Annotated in this window: 14 protein-coding genes; 3 read left to right on the plus strand and 11 right to left on the minus strand. The window is 66.3% G+C overall.

The window, feature by feature from the left end:
• Positions 1–95: 95 nt before the first annotated feature.
• The 4 genes from KME82_RS13765 to KME82_RS13780 all read right to left on the minus strand — a co-directional run bounded on the left by KME82_RS13765 (position 96) and on the right by KME82_RS13780 (position 8192).
• Entirely contained in the window at positions 96–1100 is a 1005-nt protein-coding gene (locus KME82_RS13765; RefSeq protein WP_215494555.1) for a hypothetical protein, read from the minus strand.
• Positions 1101–1209: 109 nt separating this feature from the next.
• Positions 1210–2274: a hypothetical protein gene (locus KME82_RS13770; RefSeq protein WP_215494556.1), complete on the minus strand. Its 1065-nt coding sequence runs from the start codon at positions 2272–2274 to the stop codon at positions 1210–1212.
• A 26-nt stretch (positions 2275–2300) separates the two neighbouring features.
• Complete coding sequence (locus KME82_RS13775) at positions 2301–7190, minus strand: alpha-2-macroglobulin family protein (RefSeq protein ID WP_215494557.1); 4890 nt, start codon at positions 7188–7190, stop codon at positions 2301–2303.
• 567 nt (positions 7191–7757) lie between these two features.
• Positions 7758–8192, minus strand: coding sequence for a hypothetical protein (locus KME82_RS13780; protein WP_215494558.1), 435 nt, complete (start codon positions 8190–8192; stop codon positions 7758–7760).
• Between the two features lie 85 nt (positions 8193–8277).
• On the opposite strand from KME82_RS13780, the gene KME82_RS13785 reads away from it, so the two are divergent.
• The 3 genes from KME82_RS13785 (at position 8278) to KME82_RS13795 (ending at position 15193) form a co-directional block, all read left to right on the plus strand.
• A complete protein-coding gene (locus KME82_RS13785; RefSeq protein WP_215494559.1) occupies positions 8278–10200 on the plus strand; it encodes a M4 family metallopeptidase in 1923 nt (640 codons plus the stop codon).
• Positions 10201–10959: 759 nt separating this feature from the next.
• Positions 10960–12510, plus strand: coding sequence for a M4 family metallopeptidase (locus KME82_RS13790; RefSeq protein ID WP_215494560.1), 1551 nt, complete (start codon positions 10960–10962; stop codon positions 12508–12510).
• A 766-nt stretch (positions 12511–13276) separates the two neighbouring features.
• A complete protein-coding gene (locus tag KME82_RS13795; protein ID WP_215494561.1) occupies positions 13277–15193 on the plus strand; it encodes a M4 family metallopeptidase in 1917 nt (638 codons plus the stop codon).
• A 133-nt stretch (positions 15194–15326) separates the two neighbouring features.
• Here the strand turns inward: KME82_RS13795 and KME82_RS13800 are convergent, their stop codons facing one another.
• The 7 genes from KME82_RS13800 to KME82_RS13830 all read right to left on the minus strand — a co-directional run bounded on the left by KME82_RS13800 (position 15327) and on the right by KME82_RS13830 (position 25457).
• On the minus strand, positions 15327–15680 hold the full coding sequence (locus KME82_RS13800) for a DUF1428 domain-containing protein (protein ID WP_215494562.1): 354 nt from the start codon (positions 15678–15680) through the stop codon (positions 15327–15329).
• Between the two features lie 67 nt (positions 15681–15747).
• Positions 15748–17211, minus strand: a complete 1464-nt coding sequence (locus KME82_RS13805) for a DHA2 family efflux MFS transporter permease subunit (RefSeq protein ID WP_215494563.1) — start codon at positions 17209–17211, stop codon at positions 15748–15750.
• 395 nt (positions 17212–17606) lie between these two features.
• A complete protein-coding gene (locus KME82_RS13810; protein WP_215494564.1) occupies positions 17607–18188 on the minus strand; it encodes a YceI family protein in 582 nt (193 codons plus the stop codon).
• Between the two features lie 810 nt (positions 18189–18998).
• Positions 18999–21761 carry a DNA gyrase subunit A gene (gyrA, locus tag KME82_RS13815; protein ID WP_215494565.1) on the minus strand — a complete coding sequence of 921 codons (2763 nt, stop codon included), beginning with the start codon at positions 21759–21761 and terminating at the stop codon, positions 18999–19001.
• A gap of 764 nt (positions 21762–22525) precedes the next feature.
• Positions 22526–23584, minus strand: coding sequence for an S-methyl-5-thioribose-1-phosphate isomerase (gene mtnA, locus KME82_RS13820; protein WP_215494566.1), 1059 nt, complete (start codon positions 23582–23584; stop codon positions 22526–22528).
• Between the two features lie 176 nt (positions 23585–23760).
• Complete coding sequence (locus KME82_RS13825; protein ID WP_215494567.1) at positions 23761–24525, minus strand: DUF3011 domain-containing protein; 765 nt, start codon at positions 24523–24525, stop codon at positions 23761–23763.
• Between the two features lie 200 nt (positions 24526–24725).
• On the minus strand, positions 24726–25457 hold the full coding sequence (locus KME82_RS13830) for a DUF3011 domain-containing protein (protein ID WP_215494568.1): 732 nt from the start codon (positions 25455–25457) through the stop codon (positions 24726–24728).
• Positions 25458–25491 lie beyond the last annotated feature (34 nt).

Consider the following 25491-nt stretch of genomic DNA (forward strand, 5'->3'; position numbering starts at 1 on the left):
TGGGCGCGAATGCGATCGCATGACAGGTCAGCGGATCGATCGCGAATGTCCGCCCGCGTGAGGCGTCCATCCACGGCGATCCAAACCGACATCGATCAGCCGGCGGTGTTCATCGCGGCGATCTTCAACTTGCCCTCGCTGAGCAGCAGCACCAGGTTCTGGCCGCCGTCGCCCTCGGCCATGCCGAGATCGACGCGCGCATCGATGATGCGGTTGTCGTTGCTTTCCTCGCGGTCTTCGTCCGGATCGGGCTGCACGACCAGGCCGTAGGTGATGCCCCCCTTGCCCGGCGAGCTCGACGAGGTCGAACCGCTGGAATCGGTCTTGAGCGGCCGCCCCTGCAGGTCCTCGATCGCATCGGCGTACAGATCGGCGCGGTCGTTCGGGAACAGGTCGGTGTAGTACTTCTCGGCCATCGCGCGGTCGATCTTGCCGCCGGCGGCCTTGGCCGCCTTTTCCAGCTCGGTGTCGTAGACCGGCCAGTTGGACGCTTCCAACGGGAAGCTCATCGCATCGAGCACGACCTTCTTGTCGCGCGCGCGGAACGCGACGCCGAGCGGCTTGAGATCGGCGAGCACGCGCTGCGGCATGGTCTGGTGTTCGGCCTGGACGATGGTCTTGCCGTTCCACTGGTAGACGTAATAGTCGGTGGCCTTGGGCCGCGCCGCCGAGCAGATGTCGATCTGGTGCAGGTACAGCTTGCCGGCTTCGATCTTGTCGAGCTGCGGGCAGAAATCGGGCATGTCGGACTGCGGCAACGCCTGCGGGCCGCCGGGACGGGTCATCAGCACGACCAGTTTCTGCATCGCGGCCATGGTCGCGTCCGGGGTGCCGGTGCCGTACAGCACGGCCACGTCGTCCTGGCCGTCTTGATCGATGTCGCCGACCAGTTCGCTGTAGCCCAGGCGTTCGAATTGCGGGTCGATCTTGCGCAGCGCGGCGAAGGCGCGCTCGGCGGTCTGCTTCGGATCCGACGGCGCGGCCGCGGCGGGCGGCGGCGTGGCGGTCGCGCCGGTCTGCGCCGCGGCGGCGGCCTTGTCGCCGGATTGGCAGGCCGCCAGGGCCAGCATCAGCAGGGACGGCATCAGGGTCTTGCGCATGTTCACTCCTTGAAGGGTTCGGGTGCGGGGGCGACCCTGGTTAATGCGGTGATTCGAGATTGGAGATTCGGGATTCGTCAGTGGCGCGGTATTGGGCGCAAGCGCGGCCTCAACCTTCCTCGTCCATGTCGAAGGCGCCGTGTTCGGACAGGTACAGGTCGCCGTCGATCAGATTGAACCTGACTTGGTGGCCGCCGGTCTTGCCCGGGTCCGGCCAGCGCACCAGCACACTCGCATCGAGGACATAAGTGTAGCCGTCGGACTCGAACAGGGAATCATCGGCGCGCGGCTGCAGGTCGATGTACAAGGCGCGCTCGGCCGATTGGGCATTGGCCGGTGCCGGCAGGCTCGCCTTGCGCTGGTGTTCACCGTCGTCCTTGAATTCGACATGGCTGAGCATGCCGACGGTGTCGCTGAAGCCGCGTCGCAGCGCGGCGTCGGCGAAGACCTGCTCGGGCGCGGCGCGGGGTTTGTCGCGCTCGGCCGGCGCGACGGGGAGCGGACCGGCGCGCAGATGTAGATCGATCTCGTCCTTGCGCTGGGCCAGCAGCGCTTCGCGCAGTTGCTGCAGGCGCATGACCACGCGCTGCTCGGTGTCCTGCTCGTACACCTGACGCAGGCGCTTGCGCTGAGCGTCCCATTCGAATGCGTAATAGCCGATGGTCTTCGGGAACGGCACGATGCACGCCTCCAGCGCATCGGCCAGCAACTGGCCGCCGACGATCTCGCGCACCACCGGACAGCCCGAGAACGCGTCGGTGACTTCGGGCTGCAACTGCAATCCGCCGTCGCGCGCGAGCAGCACGTAGATGCTCTTGGCGACATGGCGCATCGCGCCTTCGTCGCCGACGCCGTACTCGATCACGACATCGTCGCGGCCGTCTCGGTCGAGATCGCCGGTGGTGTAATTGACGTCGAAACGGTCGAAACCGGGATCGGCCTTGCGCATCACCGCCTCGGCCTGCGCCAGCAACGGGTTGGCGATCGGCGGGGTGTCGTGCGGCGTGGTGCCGCCCCAGTTCAGGGCCGGATCGGTGGCATTGCCGGTCGCGGTCGCGGCCGTTGCAGGCTGCTTGCCGGCGCCCTCGCCTTCACCGCTTTTGCCTTTGTCGACACAGCCCGCCGCCGACAGCAGCGCGGCCACGAGCAACCCAATGCGCGCGGCGGGAAGCACGAAGCTTCCCGCCCTGCCCGTCGAACTCACGGCTGGCGAACCGACAAGGTCGCCGGCGAAGCCTTGCCGACGCCGCGCATCTCCGGACGGTACATGTCCTCGACCAGCGACGGCGGCACGGTGTAGGTACCGGGCGTCACCGCGCGGACCAGGTAGAACACGCGCGCGGTCTGGTTCTGCCCGAGCTTGAGCGCGGCCACGTAACGGTCGTCGCGGAACTCCTCGTGCTTGACCTCGGCGGCACTGGAGCGCTCGGACAGTTCGATCCCGTCGACCACCACGCCGGCCCACTGCTTGGCGTCGCCGAGATTGAAGTTCTCGATTTCCAGCCCGGCCGGCAACAGGTCGGTCAACAAGGCATCGGGCATCGCGCTGTGCGCCTTGATCGTGACCTGCACGATCAGCGCCTCGCCCTCGACCAGGCTGCCGCCCGACCAGTCCTTGCCCTCGGTCGTGTAGAACTTGCGCCCCACTTCGATCTGCGAAGCGTCCGCGGCCGGCGCGGTGCGCGGCACGCCGGCGACTTCCAGGCTCGCGTACAGCGGCGGCTGGCCGTTCGGGGTGAAGCTCACCCCGCTCGACAGCGCGGCGAAGTCGAACACGCGGCCGATGAGCTTGGCCGGATCGGCATCGGTCGAGGCGCCGGCGATGGTCCAGCGGCCGGAGATCTGCTTGCCCTGGTCGGCCATCAGCGCCTTGCCCAGACGCGCCAGCGCGACCTGCTCCTGGGTGCTCAGGTACAGCCAGCCGCTGTTGCGGCGCGCGTCGAGGTCGCGGCCCATCGACACGGCGCGCGCGTCGTACTCGGGCTGCGACAGCTTGTGCTCGTGCACCAGCGCGATCATCAGCGCGTCGTCGCGCAGACGGCTGCCGTAATCGCCGAGGTACGGCGGACGCTGCGAAGCGTCGCGGGCGAAGCCTTCCTTGATCGCCTTGCCGCCGCGCGACTTGTCGCCCTGCAGCGACAGCGCTAGGCCCAGATGCACCAGCGGCAGGCCGGTCAGGCTCTGCTTGCGGTCGTTGTCGTACAGCGCGCGCAAGGTACCCAGCGGCGCGCGGTTGACCCGTGCCAGCACGTAGCCGGCATGCGCCTGATAGGCGAACTTGAGGTGTTCGCGGCGATCGTAGCCGTAGAACGAGGCATTGCCCGAGAGCAGGTCCTCGTTGAGCACCTTGAGCGCTTTCTGCAGCATGCCGTCGGGCACCGCGAAGCCGGCGTCGCGCGCATCGAGCAGGAACTCGACCACGTACGGCGTCAGCGCCGGATTGACCGAGTCGCCGTCGCTGTCGCCGCCCCACATCGAGAAGTGGCCCGAGGCGATCTGCATCGCCGCCAGCCGCCCGAACGCGCCTTCCATGCGGGTGCGCCGCTGCTTGGCGTCGATGCCCTTGACGCCGAGCATCTTCGCCGTGGCTTCGTCGAGTTCGAGCGCGGCATAGCCTTTGCTCGTGGTCTGCTCGGCGCAGCCGTACGGGTATTCCAACGCGCCTTGCAGCGCGCTGGCGAACGGGATCGGCGGCAAGGCGCTGACCACCATGCGCGCGTTGACCGAATCGGGCATCAGGCCGTCGGCGAAATCGGTGCCGAGCTGGATCGCGCCGAGTTCGTCGAGCACCCGCGTGCGCGAACGCAGCACCGACGGCCAGGCCGGCCGCACCGGCACGTCGTAGCGGCGATCGACCTTGTAGCCGTTGCCGTCGACCCGCACCCGCACCTGCGCGGTGGTGTAGCCCTCGCGCGCCACGATCGGGAAGGTCAGGGTCTTCTTGGCTTCCACCCCGAGTGTGAGCGTGTGCTCGCCCTCGCTCAGCGACAGCGGCCCGATGCCCTCGACCTTGACCGCGAACTCGCCGGGCTTGCCGGTGAAGTTCTGCACGTCCAGGGTCACGTTGCTCTTGTCGCCGGGCGCGAGCACGCGCGGCGTGCTGGCCTCGGCGAGCACCGGCGCGCGCACGATGGTTTCGGCGTCCTTGTTGCCGTAGCTGCCGCCGGCGTACACCAGCGCCGACACTCGCAAGGTGCCGTTGAAATCCGGCACCGCCAGCTTGATCCGGGCGATGCCCTGCGCGTCGAGCTTCACCGGACCTGCGAACAGATCCACCGTCTGCACCCGCGCGGTCGGACGCCGCGCCTGCGGCAGCGCCTGCAAGGCCATGTCGCCGCCGAAGCGGATCTTGGCGATCTCGCCTTCGTAGCTTTCGATCACCCGCCCGTACACATCAAAGGCGTCGACCCCGAGCCGGCGCTGGGCGAAGAAATGCGCGGCCGCGTCCGGCACCGGGAAACGGGTGATGTTGAGAATGCCGACGTCGACCGCGGACACGGTCACGTACGCATCCTTGCCCGCCAGTTGCGGCGCGCTGACCGTCACCGGCAGATCCTGCTCGGGCTTCATCAGCTTGGGCACGTTGATGCCGACCGCGATCTTGCGTTCGCGCCGGTCCATCGGCACATGCGCCACGCCGACCGCGCGCGCCGGGGTGATCTTGCTCGGCGCGCTGCCGCCGCGGAACACCAGCGCGGTCACGTAGACGTCGTGGCGTTCCCAGTCGGCGGTGACCGGAATCTTGAACTTGCTGCCGGCCTTCACCTCGATCGCCTGCACGTACAGCATGCGGTCGGCTTCGACCATCAGCAGGCCGGAGCCTTCGTGGGGCGGGGTCAGCGTCACTTCCAGCGTATCGCCGGCCTTGTACGCGGTCTTGTCGAGCGCGAGCTTGACCTTGTCGGGACGCGCGTCGAGGCCGCGGTTCTGATCGTCCCAGCTCCAGCCGGCGCGGAACGGATAGCGGCTGGTGAGCTTGGTCGCCGGGTCGTACACGTCGACCCGGTACTCGCCCCACTTGACCGCGAAATTGATCTTGGCCGGGGATGCGCCGACATCGACGTTGCGCACTTCGACGTCTTCGAAGCGGCGGGTGAAGTCGTAATCCCAGCCGCCGTCGTCGGCGTAGTTCCAGTGGTAGTCGCGGTGTTCGCGCACCAGGGTCACGCGCAGGCCGGTCGCGGCGCGCGGCTTGCCGTCGCTGCCGACCCGGGTGATCTCGAAGCCGGCATTGCTGTCGGCGTCGCTGCCGTCCTTGTCGTCGAACAACGGACGCACGCCGACCAAGGCATCGGCCGGCCACAGCACCCGCTTGACGCTGCGGTTGACGCTGCGCCCGCCGGTTTCGAACACGCTGCCGGTGACGATCGCGGCGATCGGGCTGACCGGCTTGGCTTCGTCGGGCAGCGCGATGTCCTGGGTCAGCTTGCCGTCCTCGCCCAGGGTGGTGTCGACCACGTCCTTGGCTTCCTTCGGCAAGGTCAGGGTCGGGTCGCCGAAGAAATAGCCCGGCAACTGCTCCAGCGGATGCTGCTCGACCAGCACCGCGAGCTTGGCGGTGAAACGGTTGCCCGCGGCGGGCGCGCCGTACAGATAGGCCGCGTCGACGCCGAGCTTGAACGGCTGGCCGGGCTTGAGCACCGGTTGCGCGGTCAACTCCAGCTTCAGGCGTTCGGGCAGGAATTCCTCGATCCGCAGGGTCATGCCCTGCACCGCTTCCTTGCTGCTCGGATCGGTGCGGAACTCGACCCGCCAGCGGCCGGTCGCGGCATCGGCCGGAATCACCTGCGCATGGCGCACATAGCCTTGCGCATCGGGTTGCAGGCGGGTTTCCAGGAAGGTCTTGCCGTCGGGCTGGACATAACGCAGGAACACCGGCTGCAAGGCCTTGCCCTTGGTGTCGATCGGCTTGCCGTCCTGATCGCGCAGCAGCGCCGACAGCCGCACCGTCTCGCCGGGGCGATACAGGTCGCGGCCCGACCAGGCGAACACGTCGAACCAGGCCTGCTCGCGGCCGGCCACGGCGAACTCCGACAGATCCAGCGCCGGCTGGTTGAACGGCAGCATGGTGACGTCGCTGCCCTTCTTGGCGATCAGTACCTGCGCCGCGTCGAGCTTGTACGGCAGCATCGCGTTGCCGTTGCCGTCGGTCTCGCCCTTGAGCACCGGTTCGCCTTGCGCGTTGAGCACCTTGAGCTCGACCCCGCTGACCGCGCCGCCCTTTTCCAGCGAGGCGACATGCACGAACAGCTTGTCCTTGTAGGCGCGCGCATGCAGGCCCAGGTCGCTGACGGTGAAGAACGCGGTCTCGAACTCGTCCTTGAACTGGCCGGCGCGCTTCATCACCGCGAAGTACAGGCCCGGCTCCTGCAGTTCCTTGATGTCCTGCAGCGGCAGATAGGTCAGCACGCGCTCGTTGGGCTTGCCGCCGAGCACGAAGCGGTTGACGTAGACCGGTTCGGCCAGCTTCGACAGCGGCTTCTTGTCGTCCCAGTCGCGTTCCAGGTCCCAGCTGCCCTTGCGTCCGCCGCGCTGGTACTCGGCGAAGAACTTCGGCAGTTCCTTTTCCTTGACCCGCAGGAATTCGACGTCCACCTCGGCCACGTTGATCGACACCACCGGTAGGCCGCGGCTGTCGCGCGCCGGCAGCACGCTGCCCTGCGAGGCGAAGCCGACCACCGGATCGAGCGGGCCGGTATAGACCTGCTTGGTGATCGCCTGTGCGATGCGGTCGCCGGCCGCGGCGGTCAGGCCGGGCTTGATCGTGACCGTGTAGTCCTTGCTCGCTTCCACATGCGGGAAACGCAGGATCTTGCCGCCGTCGTCGAGCACCCAGCTGCCCTGCACCGCCGCGCCGTTCTTGTCGGTCACCGCGAGCAGTTCGTCGAAGCTCTGGGTGCCGACCAGCGGCTGGCTGAATTCCAGGGCGATGGCGAGTTCGTCGCCGCGCTTGCTGTCGGGATAGGCCGCGACCAGGGCGAAACCCTTGACCGCCTCGCGCTTGGCCACGATCGCTTCGCCGCTGACTTCGGGCAACTGCCCGGTGGTGTCGCGCTTGCAGCCGGCGACCACGAGGGTGGTCGCCACCATCACGGCTACCAGCGCACGCGCCAGCCACCGCGGCGTAGAAGCGGCCCGCTTCGCGACAGGCGAGTTCGCAGCCGCCTGGCCCAAGGCGGGCCGGCTCGAGTCAGGGGTATCCAAGATCGCAGTTCCATCCAGGGGGTGCGCGCGCTTCATGCGTATCTCTCCGAAAACTGCGACGAGTATAGAACGAGCTTGTGTGATCCACGACCGACTTTTGCTTGCTTCGAGCTTGCCCGTCCGGGCGCAATGCACGAGCGCGCAGCGGGCGTATCGGCCCGATCGCCGAACGCAATCCTTGAGCGCCGCGGCCGAATGCTCACCCCGATCCGCGCTGGCTCGACGCCACCGCCATAGCCGCGGCGAACGACACCGCCGCGGTGGTGCGCCCACGTTCGCGCTCGCGCCTGCCCGTTTCGCAGGTCCGGCATACCGAAGTCTGCCGCAGCTTTGCGTTATCGCCGCAGCCATCGGCGAATGTCAGGCGACGCGATCGCGGCCGCGCACCTTCATTCGATCTTTTGCGCAGCGCGATGCCGTTCACCCGACCGCAATCGCATATCCACAAAGAACTCAATCACATCGCGGCGGGCCGGCCGCGGGCAAATATGCTTGCGCATCGGAAAATCGTGAATCAATACCAGTAAATAATCGAAATCGATCGGCCGGCGGCCCGGCCAGCGGCCAAGCGCGCAAATAAAACACCCCCATGGCACGCTCAATATATCCTTTAAACACAACGACTTGCGGCATTATTTCCGCAGCGCAGCAAATTCGATGAAACTGTATTACAAAACGGCGGCAGCGAATGACATCGATTGCTTCGATGCCGCAGCGCGTTTTTCCAGAGGGTTCGGCGTCGCCGCGACCGGCAGGCGAAAACGACCCAGTTTGCATTTTCTTTGTGAAACGCATCGACGGCGTTGACGCTTCAGCGATCGCGCTTCCACGGTCCCTGCGCCGCGCCGCAACCCGTGCCGCGGCTTTCGCGCCGGACACCGGCCGCATGCGTCCACGCTTCGTCTCCCCCGACGCCGCCTGGCCCCGTGCTGCGTGTCTGCCCGGCCTTATCAATGCTTCGGGGAACCCACCAATGAATCGCAATCTGTCCATCCTGGCGATCGCCATCTCGCTCGCTTCGGCCGCCGGCGCCGCCGGCGCGGTGCAACGCGTCGATCTGCATCGGCAAGACATGACCCAGCTCAATCGGCAGTACCGCGCCGTCGCCGGCATCGCGACGACGGCCGCCGCCCAGGTGCGCCATGCCGAGATGATCGCGCTCGACGCGAAGTCGGCGCTCGCCCCGCTCAAGGTCCGCAGCGACGAGTCCGGCCATCGCCAGCATCGCTACCAGCTCACCTATCGCGGATTGCCGGTGCTGGATCAGCACGTGGTGATCAGCGAAGACGCGAACGGCAATCTGCGCACGATGTTCGGCGACCTGATCCAGGGGCTCGACGCCGAGGTACCGAGCACCACTGCCAAGCTCAGTTCGGCCAAGGCGCTGGACCTCGCCAAGCGCGCCGCGTTCGGCAAGCGCCTGGGGCAGATGAAGATCGATTCGCAGAAGGTGGAACCGACGATTTACATCGACGGCAACGACCGCGCTCGCCTGGCCTATCTGGTGACGCTGTCGGCCGACAGCGTCAAGGGCGGCGACATCACCGCGCCGCAGCTCGTGATCGACGCCGACAACGGCAAGGTCCTGCGCAACCTGGACAATCTGCAGCACGTCAAGATCGGTACCGGCCCCGGCGGCAACCAGAAGACCGGCCAGTACGAATTCGGCACCGACTTCGGCTTCATGGACGTGACCCAGAACGGCAGCAACTGCGTCATGCAGAATGCCAACGTCAAGACCATCAATCTCAACGGCGGCACCAACCCGAGCGGTCAGGCGGCGCACGCGTACACCTGCCCGCGCAACACCGTCAAGCAGATCAACGGCGCGTTCTCGCCGCTCAACGACGCGCATTTCTTCGGCGGCGTGGTCTATGACATGTACGCCGCCTACCTCAACATGCCGGCGCTGACGGTCCAGCTGACCCTCGGCGTGCATTACTCGACCAACTACGAGAACGCGGGCTGGAACGGCACCACCAAGACCATGATCTTCGGCGACGGCGCATCGCGCTTCCACCCGCTGGTCAGCCTCGACGTGCTCGGCCACGAGGTGTCGCACGGCTTCACCCAGGAGCAATCGGGCCTGATCTACTCCGGCCAGTCCGGCGGCATCAACGAAGCCTATTCCGACATGGCCGGCGAAGCGTCCGAATACTTCATGCGCGGCAGCAACGACTTCCAGGTCGGCGCGCAGATCTTCAAGGCGGCAGGCGCGTTGCGCTATATGGACGACCCCACCCGCGACGGCGTCTCGATCGGGCATGCCAGCAACTACCGCAGCGGCATGAACGTGCATCATTCCTCGGGCGTCTACAACAAGGCCTTCTCGCTGCTGGCCAAGACCAACGGCTGGGATACGGTCAAGGCGTTCAAGGCCTTCGCCAAGGCCAACATCGACTACTGGACCCCCAACACCGACTTCAACAGCGGCGCATGCGGCGTCGAACAGGCCGCCACCGATCTGGGCTACACCGTGGCCGACGTGTCCGCCGCGTTCCTCGCGGTCGGCGTGGATTGCCCCGGCGGCCCCGGCCCGGGCCCGGGTCCGGGCACCCAGACCTACACCAACGGCACCGATGTCGCGATCACCGACAACGCCACGGTCGAAAGCACGATCAACGTGTCGGGTCGCACCGGCAACGCGCCGAGCAACGCCTCGGTGTCGGTCAACATCCTGCATACCTACAAGCAGGACATCAAGGTCGACCTGGTCGCGCCGGACGGCTCGCTCTACAACATCCACAACCGCACCGGCGGCAGCGCCGACAACGTCACCGGCACCTTCACCTTCAATCTGTCCAGCGAAACGCTCAACGGCGCGTGGAAGCTGCGGGTCAACGACAACGCCGGCGGCGACGTCGGCCGCATCGACACCTGGAGCATCACCTTCTGATTGGTACGCAACAAGCAAGGCGATGCGCATGATCGCCCTGGAAACCCCGGCCTGGGCCGGGGTTTTCCTTTTAGCCCGACGACGATGCCGCAATGTGCCCGCGCCGTGCGAAACATCTCGCCAGCGGCGACTCCTTCGCCACGGGCGGCACGCGAACGCCGATTTGTGCCGGCGCGCCGATTTCGGCCATATAACCCCTGCCATGACGAAACGTTATGCCTCGACATAATGATTCGATACTGCCAAGACTCATCACATAACCTGCGCAATAATTGTCACGCAGCGCTATTGACGAATCCCGGCGATGGTGAGTTTCGCTCGACAAGCGCCATCGCACGCACCACGGCCGGCGCTTGCGACGGCGGCGCAAAGTCGTCTTCGTCACAGTATCGGGCCGCCACACACCCAGATGCGCTCGGCTCGCCCGCTCAAATCATGCTGCACTGCAACATGCGCACTGAAACATTATTACCGACCGCTGTTTTAGCCGCGAAAAACCGGGAAATAGCTCGATCCAGGCAGCGCAAGGTTTCCCGCTCCAATCCCCGTTACCGCCCGGAAATAGCGGTCTCATCCCGGGTGTGATCGCGGTGCGCGGGTTTGACCGTTCTCGCCGGCGATCCCTAGCGTCGATTCCGCCGCACGGTCCATCCGCGCGGCATCCGCCTATATCCCTCCCCCCGTCGGATGCGGATGCGAAACGCCGCAAACCGGTCGCACGACCGGCCCTCATTTACTCACTCACTTTTGGGGTTACAAATGAAGCGCAACGTATCGGTACTGTCCTTCGCTGTTTCGATCGCCCTCGCCGCCGGCGCCGCCGGCGCCGCCCAACGCGTGGATCTGCACGGCGTGGACGTCGCCAAACTCAACCAGCAGTTCCAGGCCGCCACCGCCAAGTCCGGGGTCGCCGCCAAGGCCAATGTGCGCCACGCCGAATTGATCGCGCTCGACGCCGACTCGACCCTGGCCCAGCTCAAGAGCAGCCAGGATGCCGACGGCTCGCTCAACTACCGCTACCAGCAAAGTTTCCGCGGCGTGCCGGTGTTCGGCGAGCACGTGGTCGTGCGCGAAGACGCCAAGGGCAACGTGCGCGCGCTGTTCGGCCGCTCGGTCGCCGGCCTCGCCGCCGACCTGCCCAAGCTCGACGCCAAGCTCAGCGCCACCCAGGCCTTGAGCCTGGCCAAGGGCGCCACGCTCGGCAAGCGCGCGGCCACGCTGCAGGTCCGCAACGAGAACAGCCGCAAGGTGATCTACCTCGACGACGCCGACCGCGCCCACCTGGCCTACGCGGTCGATTATTTCGCCGATGCGCCCGGCGGCGGCGAGCCGAGCCGGCCGTTCGCGATCGTCGATGCCAACACCGGCAAGGTGCTCAAGCAGTGGGAAGGCCTCAACCACGAGCAGGTCGGCACCGGCCCCGGCGGCAACCAGAAGATCGGCCAGTACGAATACGGCAGCGGCGGCCGCGCGTTTCTCGACGTCACCCGCAGCGGCAGCACCTACACCTTCAACACCGCGAACGTGAAGACCGTCAACCTCAACAACGGCACCAGCGGCAGCACCGCGTACTCGTACGCCGGTCCGCGCAATACCGTCCGCACCATCAACGGCGCCTACTCGCCGCTCAACGATGCGCATTACTTCGGCAAGGTGGTGTTCGACACCTACCAGGCCTATCTGGGCATCTCGCCGCTGACTTTCCAGCTGACCTTGCGCGTGCATTACAGCAACAACTACGAGAACGCGTTCTGGGACGGCCGCGTGCTGACCTTCGGCGACGGCCGCACCACCTTCTATCCGCTGGTCTCGCTCGACGTGGTCGCGCACGAAGCCTCGCACGGCTTCACCGAACAGCAATCGGGCCTGATCTACTCCGGCCAGTCCGGCGGCATCAACGAATCGTTCTCCGACATCGCCGGCGAAGCGGCCGAGTTCTACGCGCGCGGGCGCAACGACTTCCTGGTCGGCGCCGACATCTTCAAGGCCAGCAGCGGCGCGTTGCGCTACTTCGCCAACCCGCCGCAGGACGGACGCTCGATCGGCCACGCCAGCAACTACACCAACGGCCTGGACGTGCATTACTCCTCGGGCGTGTTCAACAAGGCCTTCTACCTGTTGGCCAACAAGCCCGGCTGGGGCACGGTCAAGGCGTTCAAGGCCTTCGCCAAGGCCAACAAGGACTACTGGACGCCGAGCACCAACTTCAACCAAGGCGGCTCGGGCGTGCGCCAGGCCGCGGCCGATCTGGGCTACAGCACCGCCGACGTGGTCAACGCGTTCTCCCAGGTGGGCGTGACCGCGCAATAAGTCCGCATGGCCGACGGATATCGTCAGCGCCGGCCCGGCGATCGATCGCTCACGATCGCCGGCAGGTTCGGCCGGCGCGTATGCAGCATGAAAACCCCGGCCCAGGCCGGGGTTTTCTTTTCGGGGTCGGAACACCGCCTCGCCAGCCCGAATGGCTTATGCAAAAACATAATAAATACGCATTTGGGAGTGCGCTCGCAGAACCGTGCGTGCATGGGTCACAGGCAGGACTGGCATTTCCATAAAGCGCTAAAAAACCGGAAACGCCGCGGTTCATGCGCGAATCGAGCAGACATCTGGCAAGCGGCAAAAGTGCCGGCGGAGCCGTTTCGGACGCCGTCCGCGGTTATATGTAACGCAATATGTGACCGATTACCCCACCCTCATGACGCAGGAATCTGCTGCATTGCAGCAATAATCCTGAAACATTATTACGCTCCGAAATTTCGTGACGCGCAAACATGAAAACGTTTCAAGCCTGATCGTAGAACGATCTCAGACGAAATCATTTGTCCCCGCCATCCGCGCATGTCGCATTCGACGTGTGACCGGCGTCAGTCGCGTTGACTCAACTTTGGGGCGCGGCCAGCGTGCCTCCGCCGTGCTACGCGTCAGCACGGTATCCGCACGGAGTTCGACCACGCGAACGCCCTTGGGCACGGAATGCCCCGGGCCGAACGCGCGAACGACGGGGGAGCGGATGTACGAGCAATGAGAGCCGGCCGCGAACGCGGCCACCATCCACACTCGTTTGGGGGTAATACCAGTGAATCGCAACGCATCGCCGTCCCTGCACGCTCTGACCTTCGCCCTGTCGCTCGCCCTCGTCTCCGGCGCCGCCGGCGCCGCGCAGCGCGTCGACCTGCACGGTCAGGACGTCGCCAAGCTCAACCAGCAGTACCAGTCCGCCGTCGCCAAGTCCGGCGTCGCCGCCAAGGCCAACGTACGTCATGCCGAACTGATCTCGCTCGACGCCGACTCGGCGCTGACCCAGCTCAAGAGCAGCCAGGACGCCAACGGCACCCGCAACTATCGTTATCAGCAGACCTTCCGCGGCGTGCCGGTGTTCGGCGAGCACGTGGTGGTCAGCGAAGACGCCAAGGGCAACGTCAAGACCTTGTTCGGCCGCTCGGTCGCCGGCCTGGCCGCCGAACTGCCGGCCACCGCGCCCAAGCTGAGCAGCGCACAGGCGCTGGATCTGGCCAAGAGCGCGGCGCTCGGCAAGCGCGCCGGCGCGCTGCTGGTGCGCAACGAAAGCAGCAAGCAGATGATCTACATCGACGACGCCGGTCGCGCGCACATGACCTATGTCGTCAACTACTTCGCCGATTCGGCCAAGGGCGGCGAGCCGACCCGTCCGTTCGTCATCGTCGATGCGAACAGCGGCAAGGTGCTCAAGCAGTGGGAAGGCCTGAACCATGCCCTGGTCGGCACCGGCCCGGGCGGCAACGCCAAGACCGGCCAGTACGAATACGGCACCAACTTCGGCTTCAACGATGTCACCCAGAGTGGCAGCACCTGCACGATGAACAACACCAACGTCAAGACGGTGAACCTCAACGGAGGCACCAGCGGCTCGACGGCGTTCTCGTACACCTGCCCGCGCAACACGGTCAAGACCATCAACGGCGCGTATTCGCCGCTGAACGACGCGCACTACTTCGGCCACGTCGTGTTCGACATGTACAACAGCTACGTCGGCACCCCGCCGCTGACCTTCCAGTTGGCGATGAAGGTCCACTACAGCAGCAGCTACGAAAACGCGTTCTGGGACGGCGCGGCGATGACCTTCGGCGACGGCGCGACCACGTTCTATCCGCTGGTCAGCCTCGACGTGTCGGCGCACGAAGTCTCGCACGGCTTCACCGAGCAGCAGTCGGGCCTGGTCTATTCGGGTCAGTCCGGCGGCATCAACGAAGCCTATTCGGACATCGCCGGCGAAGCGGCCGAGTACTACATGAACAACACCAACGACTTCCTCGTCGGTGCGCAGATCTTCAAGGCCAGCGGCGCGCTGCGTTACATGGCCAACCCGCCGCAGGACGGCCGTTCGATCGGTCATGCCAGCAACTACACCAACGGCATGGACGTGCACTACTCGTCCGGCGTGTACAACAAGGCCTTCTACACCCTGGCCAAGACCGCCGGTTGGGACACGGTCAAGGCGTTCAAGGTCTTCGCCAAGGCGAACAAGGACTACTGGACCCCGAGCACCGACTTCAACAACGGCGCCTGCGGCGTCGAGACGGCGGCGACCGACCTGGGCTTCGTCAAGGCCGACGTGACCGCGGCGTTCGCGGTCGTGGGCGTCACCTGCCCCGGCGGCCCGGGCCCGGGTCCGGGCACGACGTACACCAACGGCACCGACTACGCGATCAACGACAACGCCACCGTCGACAGCCCGATCACCGTGTCCGGCCGTACCGGCAATGCCCCGACCAACGCCTCGGTGTCGGTCAACATCATCCACACCTACCGCGGCGACCTGAAGGTCGACCTGGTGGCGCCGGATGGCTCGCTGTACAACATCAGCAACCGCTCGGGCGGCAGCGCCGACAACGTCACCGGCACGTTCACTTTCAACCTGTCGAGCGAACCGCTCAACGGCACCTGGAAGCTGCGCGTGAACGATAACGCCAATGCCGACACCGGCCGCATCGATACCTGGAGCATCACGTTCTAATCGGTATGCAACAAGCAAGGCGATGCGCATGATCGCCCTGAAAACCCCGGCCCAGGCCGGGGTTTTCTTTTGTCGCCCGATGATCGTATCGAGCGGCGAGGCAACCTCGCCGCCGCTGTCGCGTGGCCGCGGCTCAGAGCGTCACGATCGGCTTGAAACCGCCGAAGATCATGCGCTTGGCGTCGAACGGCACGATCTCGCCGTCCATCTTCATGCGCGGATCGTTCATCACCTTCTTGTTGATCCGGTCGCGCGCCGCGCGCGACTTGTACACGATCCACGAGAACACCACGACTTCGCCGGGCTTGAGTTTCACCGCCTGCGGAAACGAGGTGCTCTTGCCCGGCTTGACGTCGTCCTCGACCGTTTCGACCAGGGCCAGCGCGCCGTGCTCCATCCAGATCTTGCCGGCCTTGCGGGCCAGGCGGCGATAGGCCGCGAGGTTCTGCTTCGGTACCGCCAGTACGAATCCATCCACGTAGCTCATGCGTCCTCCTGCGGGCCGGGCCCGGTGCTGGGAAGTGAAGCGGTTCGAACGTCTTCGCGCGCAGCGCTCAATGCAGCGCCGGCTGCGCGCCCTCGCTGGCCTGGGTCGCCGGCGTGCGCAGCAGCAGGCCGCCGAGCAAGGCCGCGGTCAAACCGAATACCGCGCCGACCGCAAACGCGAGGTGATACCCCTCGGCCTGCGCCGCAATCACATCGGTGCCGGCGGCGATCTGCGACGAAGTGCGCGACGCGGCCAGGCTGGCCAGGATCGCCAGCCCCAACGCGCCGCCCATCATGAAAGCGGTATTGACCACGCCCGAGGCCAGGCCCGATTCGGCCGGCGAGACATCGCTCATCGCCGCCAGCAGCAAGGGATTGAAGGCGATGCCGGCGCCGAGCCCGAGCAGCAGCATGCCGGGCAATACATCGGCGACGAACTCGCCGCCGACCGGCGCGCGCGCGAACAGCAGCAGGCCGATCGTCGCCAGGCCCAGGCCGATCGCGAGCGGCCAGCGGATGCCGAAGCGCATCACGAGCTTGGCCGACAGGCCCAGCGAGAACGCGGCCATGATCAGATTGGACGGCAAGAACGCCAGCCCGACCTGCATCGGCGAATACTTCAGCACCAACTGCATGTACAGCGCCGACAGGAAGAACCAGGCGAACATCGCCGCCGCCCACAGCACGCCGACCACGTTCGCCACCGCGACATTGCGCAGGCGAAACAGACTCAGCGGCATCAGCGGCGCGCCGACCCGCGATTCGATCCACAAGAACGCGAGCAACAACACAACCGCGACACCGAGCAGGCCGAGCGTGGGCAACGAGGTCCAGCCGGCCTCGTTGCCGTTGACGATCGCGTACACCGCGAGCATCAGCGAGGCGGTCACGGTGATCGAACCGGCGATGTCCAGTTGGCCCTCGCCGGGTCCGCGCGACGCCGGCAACAGCTTCATCGTCGCCGCGATCACGATCAGGCCGATCGGAATATTGACCAGGAAAATCCAGTGCCAGCTCAGCCCGCCGGTGAGCAGTCCGCCGAGCAGCACGCCGACGCTGCCGCCGCCGGCGCAGACGAAGCTGTACACGCCCATCGCCTTGGCCCGATCGGCCGGCTCGGTAAACAGATTCATGATCAACGACAGCGCCACCGCGGTGACGACCGCGCCGCCGAGCCCCTGCACGCCGCGCGCGGCCACCAGGAAGGTCTGGCTACCGGCCAGTCCGCAAGCCAGCGAGGCCAGGGTGAACACCGCGATGCCGATCAGGAACACGCGGCGATGGCCGAACAGATCGCCCAACCGCCCGCCGAGCAGCAGGAAGCCGCCGAAGGTCAGCAGATAGGCGTTGACCACCCAGGCCAGCGAGCTTTCGCTGAAACCCAGGTCGGTGCGGATCGACGGCAGCGCGACATTCACGATGGTCGAGTCGAGCACGATCATCAACGCGCCCATGCACAGCACCGCCAGCGCGGCCCAGCGGTGGTCGTGGGCAGGATGTGGCGAATCGGCGGCAGCAGGCGTGGAGGTCATCGCGGGTCCTGTGGCGGAACGAAACGGCGCGAGTCGTAGGAGCGCATGATGCGAGCGACCTCGCGCACTGCATTTGATGGAGCTTGCCGGCGCTGGCGTCGCGACATCGATCCGCCGGATCGCGCGCCCGCGCGACGAGGCCATCGCGCCGCGCGTCGGAACGCGCATCGACGCACTATCTGCGCCGGGGCCATGCCGCCCCAGTGTGATTTGTCATGTGAGCACGGCGCATTGCGCATGCTTGCTGGCGCGCCGGGCGCTTCGATCGCGTCATCGAACCGCTTCGCCATACGCCGCGCCTGCGCGCAGGCACGAGCGCGAACAACGCCCCGAAACGCGACACGCCGCCTGAGAAGGCGGCGTGTCGTCCCACCTCGCAATGCGCGCGTCGAGGCTTATTCGGCCGCGACCGCCTCGATCTGGATGCGCAGGTTCACGTCCATGCTGAAGCCCCAATCCTTGCCGGCGCTGATGCCGAACTGGTCGCGCTGGAAGGTCGCGCTGGCGTCGGCGCCGCAGACCTCGCGCTTGAGCATCGGATGCGGCATGCACTTGAACTTGTTGATCTTCAGCTCCAGCGGCTTGGTCACCCCGTGCAGGGTCAGTTCGCCCTCGACCTTGCTCGGCGCGCCGTCCTTGAAACCGGCCAGCTTGCCCTTGTAGGTCGCGGTCGGGAACTTGGCGGTATCGAACAGCTCGGCCTTGTTGGCGTGCTCGTTCATCGCGTCCAGGCCGAAGTCGATGCTGGTGGTGTCGACGGTGACCTCGACCGTACCGGCGCCGGCCTTCTTGTCGAGGGTGACCGTGCCTTCGGACTTGTTGAACTTGCCGCGCCAGGTCGACAGGCCGCCCATGTGGTCGGCCTCGAAGCTGGGATAGGTGTGGGACGGGTCGATCTTGTAGGTGACCGGCGCGGCGACGGCGGCGCCGGCGAATACGACGAGCGAGATCAAGGCGCAGAGCGAACGCTTGTTCATGGTGCAATCCCGGTGGCGAAAGTCGAGGCACGCTACCACCGCCGGTTCGCGGCCCGCAATCGCAGCGGCGCGCAGGACCGTTCCACGCCCGGCGCCAGTGCAATTTATGTTGCGGTGCAGCAAATGCGGCGATCACCGGCGATCACCAGTCGTGGCCCGATGGCCACCAAGCCCACGACCGCAGCGTCTTCATGTCGACCCCGCGGCCGCGCCTTGGGGGTCTTGCGGATGCCGTAGCTCGCATCGCAAGCGAGGTCTCGCGGTCGCGGCTCGCGCCGCTCCTACAACAAGCCGAAGACCCCCGCGCCGCCCACACGGCCTACCTGTAGGAGCGGCGCAAGCCGCGACCGCCATGCAACAGATCGCGTCGCAAGCATGAGGTCGCGGCTGCAGTTCGCGACCAGACACCGTTCGAAAGCCGCAGCCACGCAGGCACAGATCGACGCACACCGTGGCCTTCGTCGCAAGCGAGGTCTCCCAGTCGCGGCTCGCGCCGCTCCTACAACAAATCGAAGACCCCCGCGCCGCCCACATGGCCTACCTGTAGGAGCGGCGCAAGCCGCGACCGCCATGCAAGAGATCGCGTCGCAAGCATGAGGTCGCAGTTGCAGTTCGTGCCCAAACGCTGTTCGAAGGCCGCAGTCGAGCAAGCACAGATCGACGCACAACCGCGGCCTTCGTCACGAACGAAGTTTCGCGGTCGCGGCTCGCGCCGCTCCTACAGTCGGTATCGCATACCCATCCACTCTCATCACCAAAAGAAAACGCCGCCCGAAGGCGGCGTTTTCTCAAGGCACATCCACACGACGATCAGGCATCCGGCGCCGGCGTCTCCACCGCATCGCCGGCATCGGCCACCGGAGCGACCGACACTTCGCCTTCGACGCCGTCCTCGACCTCGTCCAGCGAGGCATCCACGCGCTCGATGGTCTGCAAGGTCTCGTCCTCGGCCAGACGCATCAGGGTCACGCCCTGGGTGTTGCGGCCGACCTGGGAGATTTCCGCCGCACGCGTCCGCACCAGGGTGCCGCCGTCGGAAATCATCAGCACTTCGTGGTGATCGCTGAGCTGGATCGCGCCGACCAGCGCGCCGTTGCGCTCGGTGGTCTTCAGCGCGATCACGCCCTGGGTGCCGCGGCCCTTGCACGGGTACTCGTCGACCGGGGTGCGCTTGCCGTAACCGCGCTGACTGGCGGTGAGGATGTCGCCGTCGCCGTCGATCACGATCATGCTCACGACGATCTCGCCCTTCGCCAGCTTGATGCCGCGCACGCCACGGCTGTTGCGGCCGGTGGAACGCACGCCGCCCTTGCCGCGACGCGACCTGTCGGCGCCCTCGCCCACGCTTTCGCCAATGCTCTCGCCGATGACTTCGACCTCGACGCCCTCATCGGCGCCGTCGCCGTCGATCGCATCGTCGACCGCGTCGGCATCGTCCTCGCGGCCGCTCTCGGCGAAGCGCACGGCCTTGCCGTTGCTCGCGAACAGCATCACTTCACGCTGGCCGTTGGTCAGCGCCACGTCGACCAGGGCATCGCCGTCGTCGAGATTGATCGCGATCTTGCCACGCGCCAGACGATAGGCGAACTCGGTCAGCGGGGTCTTCTTGACCATGCCGTTGCGGGTGGCGAAGAACACGAAGTGGCTGTCGTCGTACGCACGCACCGGCAGCACCGCCTGCACCTGCTCGCCGGCTTCCAGCGCCAGCCAGTTGATGATCGGACGGCCGCGCGCGTTCGGGCCGGCGTCGGGCAGCTGATGCACCGGCAGCCAGAACACCCGGCCGGTGCTGGTGAAGGTCAGCAGCGTGTCGTGGGTGTTGACCAGCCACAGCTTGTCGATGAAATCCTCGTCCTTGGTCATCGCCGCGTTGCGGCCCTTGCCGCCGCGTTTCTGCGCGCGGTAGGCGCTGACCGGCTGACGCTTGGCGTAACCCGAATGCGACAGGGTCACCACCACGTCTTCCGGCGCGATCAGGTCGAGGATGTCGAGATCTTCTTCGCTCGCGCGGATTTCGCTGCGGCGCGCGTCGCCGAATTCTTCCTTCAGATTAAGCAGCTCGGTGCGGATCACCTCGAGCAGCACGTCGGGATTCTCGAGGATCTCGATCAGGCCGCGGATGGCTTCCAGCAGCACCTTGTATTCGTCGGTGAGCTTTTCCTGCTCCAAGCCGGTCAGGCGATGCAGGCGCATTTCCAGGATCTGGGTCGCCTGCGTCTCGGTCAGCTGGTAACGGCCGTCGTGCAGGCCGAACTCGGCCGCGAGGTCTTCCGGACGCGAGGCCTCGGAACCGGCCGCGGCCAGCAGCGCGCCGACCAGGCCCGGTTCCCAGGTCTTCTCCAACATGCGCTCGCGCGCTTCGTTCGGATTGGCCGAGGTCTTGATCAGCTCGATCATCTCGTCGATGTTGGCGAGCGCGACCGTCAGACCTTCCAAGATATGCGCGCGCTGGCGCGCCTTGCGCAGTTCGAAGATGGTGCGGCGGGTCACCACTTCGCGGCGGTGACGGATGAAGGCTTCGAGGATCTGCTTGAGGTTCAGCAACTGCGGACGGCCGTCGACCAGCGCCACCATGTTGATGCCGAACACCGACTCCATCTGGGTCTGCTGGTAGAGGTTGTTGAGCACCACCTCGGCCGATTCGCCGCGCTTGACCTCGATGAAGATGCGCATGCCGTCCTTGTCGGACTCGTCGCGCAGCTCGCTGATGCCTTCCAGGCGCTTTTCCTTGACCAGCTCGGCGATCTTCTCGATCAGACGCGCCTTGTTGACCTGGTACGGGATCTCGGTGACCGCGATCGCTTCGCGGCCGGTGTCCTGGTTGACCTCGATCTCGGCGCGCGCGCGCATGCGCACCCGGCCGCGGCCGGTGCGATAGGCGTTGATGATGCCGGCGGTGCCGTTGATGATGCCCGCGGTCGGGAAGTCCGGACCGGGGATGTATTCCATCAGCGCATCGACGTCGAGCTCCGGCGCGTTGATCAAGGCGATGGTCGCGTTGATCACTTCCGACAGATTGTGCGGCGGGATGTTGGTCGCCATGCCCACGGCGATACCGGCCGAGCCGTTGATGAGCAGGTTCGGCACCCGGGTCGGCATGACCGTGGGTTCGAGTTCCTTTTCGTCGTAATTGGGCTGGAAATCGACGGTTTCCTTGTCGATGTCGGCCATCAGCTCGTGGGTGAGCTTGGCCATGCGCGACTCGGTGTAACGCATCGCCGCGGCGGAGTCGCCGTCGACCGAACCGAAGTTGCCCTGGCCGTCGACCAGCATGTAGCGCAGCGAGAACGGTTGCGCCATGCGCACCAGCGTGTCGTAGACCGACTGATCGCCGTGCGGGTGGTACTTACCGATCACGTCGCCGACGATACGCGCCGACTTGAAATGCGGCTTGTTGCTGTGGGCGCCCAGCTCGCTCATGGCGTACAGGACGCGGCGATGCACAGGCTTGAGGCCGTCTCGTACGTCGGGAAGCGCGCGTCCGACGATCACGCTCATGGCGTAGTCGAGGTAGCTGCGGCGCATCTCGTCTTCGAGATTGACCTGGATGATTTCCTTGGCGAGTTCGGCCATCAGGGTTCCGTTGCGGGCGGTGAGTCGAACAACCCGGGCGAACGGCGTCGGCGTCCCTCACGGAACGCCGCAGATATGGCTGAAAACAGGGTCCGTGCGGGCCTGTCCTGCAGCTCGCTCGGGGCGGCATCAAAACGACAGGAAATCATAGCACGAAACACGGTTTCACGGGAGGCTGATTCTCACGCAGAAACAAGCACTTGGCGGGGTTTTTCAGCTGCATTGCAGCATTGGGTGCGGGGTTGGATTGGCGCGGGCCGAGTTGGCGGTTTTGGCGGGCGCTGGGGATGATCGCCAAATGGGCTTTGGCGGTCGCTCTGCGCTCGTGTTGGGCAGCTTTCGCAGGCGCATAGGCTTGAGCAAGCGCGAGAGCGCTGCGCGTTCAAAAGCGCTGTCTGGGACCGCTAGTGCCGTGTCAGTTCATGAGAGCGGTGAACCCACAAGTCGTCATTCCCGCGAAGGCGGGAATCCAGAGACTTCAGCGTCATGCTCCAGAACGTCATTCCCGCGAACGCGGGAATCCAGTGACTTCAAATGTTCTCGCACGAAAGACCCTGAATTCCCGCCTTCGCGGGAATGACGTCCTGGGAGGATGGCGCTAAAGCTTCTGACTGTTCGGCTTCGTTGAGGAAAAGCAGACTCCGCCTTCGAGGGAAGACGGACTGGAACTACCGCGCTGAATACCCCGGCGAGCCAAGACAACGACGATCAAACGCAATCGCGCCGGAGCGAGCCGAAACGCCAGCCAGCCAACACCGAAAACCTCAGCCCCCGAACGCCGCCTTCATCGCCGCCGCATCCGGCCGTTCGATCACCCCGCGCTCGGTGACGATCGCGTCGATCAGTTCGTGCGGGGTCACGTCGAACACCGGGTTCCAGGCGCCGACCCGCTCGGCCGCGGTGCGGGTGCCGCCGACCGCGAACAGCTCGCCCGGGTCGCGTTCCTCGATCTCGATCAGATCGCCGGACGCGGTGGCCATGTCGACCGTCGACGAGGGCGCGGCGACCATGAACTTGACGCCGTGATGGCGCGCGGCGATCGCCAGCTGGTAGGTGCCGATCTTGTTGGCGGTGTCGCCGTTGGCGCAGATGCGGTCGGCGCCGACGATCACCCAGCCGACCTTGCCGGTCTTCATCAGATGCGCGGCGGCCGAGTCGGCGATCAGGATCGGCGCGATGCCGTCCTGCTCGAGTTCCCACACGGTCAGGCGCGCGCCCTGCAGCCACGGCCGGGTCTCGCCGGCATACACCTGGGCGATGCGGCCCTGGGCGACGCCGGCGCGAATCACGCCGAGCGCGGTGCCGAAACCGGCGGTGGCCAGCGAGCCGGTATTGCAGTGGGTCAGCACGCCGTTGCCCGGCTCAATCAGGGCCGCGCCGAGCGCGCCCATGCGCCGGTTCGCGGCCAGGTCTTCGTCGGCGATCGCCTGCGCTTCGCGCGCCAGCACCTCGCGCCAATCGGCGCCGGCCGCGGCCAGCACGCGGCGCATGCGCGCCAGCGCCCAGGCCAGGTTGACCGCGGTCGGGCGGGCCGCGTTGAGGCGCTGCATGGCCGGTTCGATCCGCGCCAGCGCGGCGGCGCCGTCGTCGGCCTCGACCGTCCTGGCCGCCAGCACCACGCCCCACGCCGCGGCGATGCCGATCGCGGGCGCGCCGCGCACGGTGAGCGCATGGATCGCGGCGGCGACCGCGTCGCTGTCTTCGCACGACACGTATTCCACCGCGAACGGCAGCTTGCGCTGGTCCAGCAGTTCCAGGGCCCGGCCGGTCCAGCGGATCGGGCGGATGCGGTCGTAACGGTCGAAATCGATGGTGTCGTTCATGCCGCCGAGTTTAACGGATGCAGGAGTCGGCCCCGAAACATCCTCGCCACGATCCGATGCATTCGGCGGCCCGCCGCCGCCAACGACATCGCCCCGACCTTGCGGCCGGGGCGATGGATACGCGCGTCGGCTTGTACCGAGCGCGATTTTCTATCTGACGCGACGGTCGAGCGCGATCAGTTGACCTGGAAGCGACCGCGGCAACCGTTCGAGACCCACACGCCGTTGCGGTCCCAACCCCAGGTCTGACCTTCGATGCACGGCGAGCCCGAGTTCTGGCGCAACAGGCGCACGTCGCGGCGCACGGTCATGTTGCAACGGTTCTGGCGCTTGTTGCTGGACTCGCAGGAAATCTCCTGACTCTGGCCGCCACCGCCCCAACCGCCGCCGTTGTTGCCGCCACCGCCGTTCCAGCCGCCGCCACGGGTGGCGATGAACTCACCGCGGCAACCGCCGGACACCCACACCTGGCCCGGACGCGAACCCCAGTTCTGGCCTTCGACGCAGGTCGTGCTGGACAGCTGACGCTGCAGACGCGCGCGGTTGCCGCTGATGCTGCAGCTGCGCTGACGGCCGTTGTCGGATTCGCAGCGCACCACGTCGCCGTTGCCGCCGCCGTTCCAGCCGCCGCCACCGTCGTTCCAGCCGCCACCGCGGCCGAGCGCGAACTCAGCGCGACAACCTTCCGACACCCACACGCCGTTGCGGTCGTAACCCCAACTGCGGCCCTGGATGCACGAGGAACTGGACAACTGGCGGCTCAGCTGGACGCCGCCGCGCGTATCGGCATCGCAACGGCGCTGACGGCCGTTGTCGGATTCGCAGCGGATGACGCCGTTGTCGGAACCGTAATCGTTGTACTGCGGCGCCGCCTGGACGGCGCTCGCGGACAACCCCAAGCCCACCATCAGACCCAGACTGGAAAGAATGCGTGCGGACATGCTTGTGCTCCTTGTCGATTTGTCGAGGACTCTAGCTGAACCCGCTTAACGCCAGCTCAAGATTTCGCCTTGCGTGCGAATCACCACGATGATGCAACCGATTTGTTCATGAGGCGCTTAGTTTGCGCCCTGTTTCGCGACCGATCTCCGCCGTTGGTCGCATGACTTCCGGCCCATGGCCGCATCGTCGTGCGCGGCGATCAACCGCCGCCGCGCCGGTAATCGAGTTCGAATTCGGCGCGGCAGCCGTCCTCGACCCACACGCCGTGCGCGTCGTAGCCCCAACTGCGGCCTTCGACGCATTCGGTCTTGGACAGTTGCTTGACCATGCGCACGCCCGTGCCGGTGTCGCCGTCGCAACGGCGGGCCTTGCGATCGCGCGACTCGCACAGCAGCAGCGGCTTGGCCTGCACCTGCGGCGCGGGCTCCACGCCGAGCAGGCGGAACTCGCCGCGGCAGCCGCCGGACACCCACACGCCGCTGTCGTCGGTGCCCCAGGATTGATTGCGCAGGCAAGGTTGTTTGGACAATTGCTGGGCCAGGGCCACGCCAGCTTCGGTCTTGGCGGCGCAGTGATTCCAGCGCCCACCGACCGACTCACACTTGATCACGCGCGCGCCGGTGCTGCTGTCGCCGCCGCTGCCGCCGCGTCCGAGCACGAAATCGGCCGAGCAACCTTGCGATACCCACACGCCGCCGCGATCAGCGCCCCAACTGGTGCCTTCGACGCAGGGCTTGCCGGAGTTGCGCCGGATCAGGCGCACGCCGCCGCGGGTATCGGCCGGACAGCGCACCGTTTGCTCGTCGGACGATGCGCAACGCAGCACATCGCCGCCGAACAGTCGTTCGCCGGCCGGTTCCGCACGCACGTCCATCGCGTGCGCCGCAACGGCGAACGCGAACAGATGGATCGCGGCTTTCAGACTGCGCATGCATGGCCCCCAGCACCCGATGCGAGCACTCTAA

This window comes from Lysobacter capsici (assembly GCF_018732085.1).
Taxonomy (GTDB): Bacteria; Pseudomonadota; Gammaproteobacteria; order Xanthomonadales; family Xanthomonadaceae; genus Lysobacter; species Lysobacter capsici_A.

Bases quoted from the DNA above. Each gene is read 5' to 3' on its own strand.
- KME82_RS13785 (WP_215494559.1), top strand. From the start codon at position 8,278: ATGAATCGCAATCTGTCCATCCTGGCGATCGCCATCTCGCTCGCTTCG.
- KME82_RS13775 (WP_215494557.1), bottom strand. From the start codon at position 7,190: ATGGTGGCGACCACCCTCGTGGTCGCCGGCTGCAAGCGCGACACCACC.
- KME82_RS13810 (WP_215494564.1), bottom strand. From the start codon at position 18,188: ATGAACAAGCGTTCGCTCTGCGCCTTGATCTCGCTCGTCGTATTCGCC.
- KME82_RS13830 (WP_215494568.1), bottom strand. From the start codon at position 25,457: ATGCGCAGTCTGAAAGCCGCGATCCATCTGTTCGCGTTCGCCGTTGCG.
- gyrA (WP_215494565.1), bottom strand. From the start codon at position 21,761: ATGGCCGAACTCGCCAAGGAAATCATCCAGGTCAATCTCGAAGACGAG.
- KME82_RS13800 (WP_215494562.1), bottom strand. From the start codon at position 15,680: ATGAGCTACGTGGATGGATTCGTACTGGCGGTACCGAAGCAGAACCTC.
- KME82_RS13780 (WP_215494558.1), bottom strand. From the start codon at position 8,192: ATGCGGCCGGTGTCCGGCGCGAAAGCCGCGGCACGGGTTGCGGCGCGG.
- mtnA (WP_215494566.1), bottom strand. From the start codon at position 23,584: ATGAACGACACCATCGATTTCGACCGTTACGACCGCATCCGCCCGATC.
- KME82_RS13825 (WP_215494567.1), bottom strand. From the start codon at position 24,525: ATGTCCGCACGCATTCTTTCCAGTCTGGGTCTGATGGTGGGCTTGGGG.
- KME82_RS13765 (WP_215494555.1), bottom strand. From the start codon at position 1,100: ATGCGCAAGACCCTGATGCCGTCCCTGCTGATGCTGGCCCTGGCGGCC.
- KME82_RS13805 (WP_215494563.1), bottom strand. From the start codon at position 17,211: ATGACCTCCACGCCTGCTGCCGCCGATTCGCCACATCCTGCCCACGAC.
- KME82_RS13790 (WP_215494560.1), top strand. From the start codon at position 10,960: ATGAAGCGCAACGTATCGGTACTGTCCTTCGCTGTTTCGATCGCCCTC.